This window comes from Vibrio makurazakiensis, from assembly GCF_050337375.1.
Classification (GTDB): Bacteria; Pseudomonadota; Gammaproteobacteria; order Enterobacterales; family Vibrionaceae; genus Vibrio; species Vibrio makurazakiensis.
Map to the genome: position 1 here is coordinate 1 of NZ_JAKJSW010000318.1, position 3,426 is coordinate 3,426.

General features: G+C 42.4%; 3 protein-coding genes and 1 pseudogene. All 4 read right to left on the reverse strand.

The genetic code is table 11. The features are described from left to right. On the reverse strand, positions 1-232 hold a 232-nt coding region (locus tag L4C33_RS20700; RefSeq protein ID WP_428814283.1), incomplete at its 3' end, for a DUF3131 domain-containing protein. Positions 233-271: 39 nt separating this feature from the next. Then, positions 272-1,672 carry a DUF3131 domain-containing protein gene (locus L4C33_RS20705; RefSeq protein WP_428814281.1) on the reverse strand — a complete coding sequence of 467 codons (1,401 nt, stop codon included), beginning with the start codon at positions 1,670-1,672 and terminating at the stop codon, positions 272-274. Between the two features lie 20 nt (positions 1,673-1,692). Beyond that, positions 1,693-3,009, reverse strand: coding sequence for a DUF3131 domain-containing protein (locus L4C33_RS20710; RefSeq protein WP_428814282.1), 1,317 nt, complete (start codon positions 3,007-3,009; stop codon positions 1,693-1,695). Next, positions 2,999-3,426 (reverse strand): annotated as a pseudogene (locus L4C33_RS20715) (cellulose synthase); the annotation flags it as partial. The pseudogene L4C33_RS20715 and the gene L4C33_RS20710, both read right to left, overlap by 11 nt.

The window sequence follows — 3,426 nt, forward strand, 5'->3', positions numbered from 1 at the left end:
CCGCTATACCAGCCATGTTCGTCGTCGGATAGTTGTCAATATTATTAACTAACCCAACCTTAAGTTGTGTATTGTTCTCTATGTATTTCCAGGCAGTGGTCGCCCACACAAGTTCTTCTTCAGACAATTGACCATAACGACCTTGTCTAAATGCTTGAGATTGATTAATCGCAGACACGCCATCAGTTACACCTTGATAAACCACACCACAAGATGTCACTAACGAAGCCATCACGAGTACAGTAAAACTCTTTATCACTGACTAACCTTATTACTGAACTGGCGTATATGGCTTACGAGGTAGGCACTGCCCTTCATAACCAAATGGGGATTCCAATGCTTTCTCCCATAAACTTGGTGCCAATTGTTCCTTATAGGTCAATAGCTTGCCTTGCTGCTTATACAGCAATATTTCTAACGTTATCCCGTTATTGTTTGAAGTAAATGTATTGATTAAGCCAGTACCATTTTCAAAGATGCCTTCATAAAACCCTTTGTTGCGGTCGTAAGCAGTCGATACGTGGTCAAATAACAAATCTGTGTAGTCAGTGTCCCACAAAGCCCACATCCCCATAGCCCCTTTTACGGCAACAGCTGAGAGTTGCGGTAAGAACTCTCCAGATTCTGAAATGGTATTCCATGGGAAACCATCAGTGTAAATGGTGTCGTAAACGAAATATGGCGCACCAGCCAACTGATGTTCCGTTCTTGCGGTGATAATGCCCGTCTGCTTATAGCGCTCCTCTTGAACGCGATAAATTTGCAAAGCGAACTCAGAGATCCAAACACTACTATACGATAGGTCATGTGGCGTTCTGTCTTCAGGCTCATCCCAACCAAGTTCAATACCATCAAGCACATAACTTTCAGTAACGACATAACTGTGCGCTTTTAACTTACGTGGGTCACGGGTGTCATAAGGGACATCGTAACCGTACAAGTTTATCGTAGAGTATGGTTCAGCCATCGCGGCTTGCTGGGTGTTAAAGCCCCAAAGCGCGAAACCTTTAGCCGCGTATTCTTCGTAACCTAAGCGACCTTCCTGCAAGTATTGCACGGGTTTTCCATCTTCCAGCAATGCACCAAACATCGTGCCGTTTTCGTCAACAACATTACAAAAATTCCAACGTAATACAGCAGAATCAATACTTGTCGCAAACTCTGGGTAGCGTTGTTTTACGATATAAAGCCAAATCATTAATCGACCAAGGTCCAAAGCCGAGTAGCCAATTTCTCCAGGCTGGTTACCGTAGTCCACTTTAACAGCTGTCTGGGTATTATAAGCTTTGTTTGGTAGCTCTCCCTTAAACAAGTCTAAGGTATTTAGTGTGGTCAAAAAACGAATAAGACGACGGTCAAATTCTTCTTTCTTTATAATCCCCAGCTCATACGCGCTCACCATACCCGCCATATAAGAAGCGGCATCCCACCAAGTAACCGATGGATAATTATTTACCGCATTGACTAAGCCTGTCGATTCTTGGTAATTATTCTCAAAATATTTCCAGGCGATACGCGCCATATCCATTTCTTTTTCAGTCAATACTCCATGCCTTGGCTGAGGTATATCCCAGTGTGTTTTCCGATCAACGATATCATCAGAAAATTGATTGTATTTGTTCCCACACCCAACTAACGCAACCCCTAACATACCAACTACAACATAGCGCATAAGCTTTCCTTTTCTTATTATTATCGTCCTACTGACACCAACGGCCCATTTTCGATATAGGCCAACGATTCCAGAACTATTCCGTTGGTGTTTGCAGTAATCGCTTTATTGGTTCTTCCGTCACTTTCATAACGACCTGAATACCAGCCTTTATCTTTTGAACTCAGTTCAGAGGCCTTTTCTATAAGCAGATCTGTATAATCTGTCTCGTATAATGCATACCAGCCAAAAGCGGCTTTAGTCGACAACGTTTTTAAATGCGACTGGTCTTTACCATCGTCCGATATCGTATTCCAAGGCTTACCATTTGAAAAAACAGTGTTGTAAACAAAGTACGGTGCTTCATCGACATTATCCTCACTAACAGCGGTCTCTATGCCTGTCTCTTGATAACGCTTTTCTTGCGCTTGATAAATACGATGTGCAAAGACTTTCGAAACACTGTCAGCACCAAATTCAATGCCATCTAGAATGTAAGATTCACTCACCACATAGTTATGTGCATGAAACTCCGCAGGGTCACGTTTATCTGTTRGTATATCCACACCATAAATATTGATCATTTCTAAGTAATCAATGTATTTCATCGAATTGAAAACATCGCGCCCCATCAGTGCCAGAGATTTAGAAGCGTACTCTTCATAGCCAATTCTCCCCTCTTGGACTAGTTCAAGTTCATCTGAGCGATTAGAGGGCCTAGCACCATAAAGGTAACCTTGGTTGATCATTTCACTGACTTGCCAATGGTCTAAGACTTCATTGACCTGCTTGTTGAACTGAGGATATTGCCAAATCAAAATGTTCATAGGCACAAGAACGCGTCCAATATCGATAGCAGACCAACCGATACCATTCTCTTGAGGGTTGTTTTCATAATCCACCATTTGAAGCGTTTGAGTGTTATACGCTTTGTTAGGCAACTTCCCATCTACTAGCGGGATCTTGGACAAGGTATGCAAAGCCTTTTCCATTCGGATGGTGAACTTTTCGTTCGGTATTACATTCAGTTTTTCAGCTGAAATTAGCCCCATAAGATAAGAAGCGGTATCCCACATAGTGGTTGAAGGGTATCCATCCACTGAATTCACCAAGCCAGTATTCTCTTGATAGTTATTATCGAAATACTGCCAAGCAACATTCGCCCATTCGAACTCTTGAGCAGATAAAATCCTAGACTCTTTCTCAGGGATGAGTTCCGTTGATTCTAGTGTTAAGTTTCCCAGAACTTTCTGAGGCTCTTTGCTCTCTAAGGAGAACGCAATAGCTAGCGCGGTTGCTAACCCTAAAATGAAGACTATATGGTGCCTTGCATTCACCATCGCTTGCTTAAATTCCATATTTTAACTCCTCCGATTCTGCTGTCTCTACTGAGCCTTCTTTTGAAGATGGTGGGGTCCAGAAAGCTGCTGCTATCATCCCCCACATAGCAAGCATATTGTTTAAAATCCAAAATGTATTAAGTACCAAACCACCAATAGAGTAGTTGCCCCACATACCTGAAGAATAACCAAACCAGGCATAAGCTAAACTAAATAGGCTGACGAAGAACACTATTGCTTGAGGGGCAACCAACTTAAAGAAGTTACCTGTTTGGCGTTCTTTAGGTGTCGTAGGGAACGTTATCTTCTTCCCTCTAAGAACTGTCCATAGCGCTCTCATGTTGACAGGGAAAAATGATAAGAAGTTTGTCTTACCTTTGAATCCTGCCACACCCCATGTGCCAACCATCATTGCTAATTCCGCAGTCAATACAT

Bases quoted from the DNA above. Each gene is read 5' to 3' on its own strand.
- L4C33_RS20705 (WP_428814281.1), bottom strand. From the start codon at position 1,672: ATGCGCTATGTTGTAGTTGGTATGTTAGGGGTTGCGTTAGTTGGGTGT.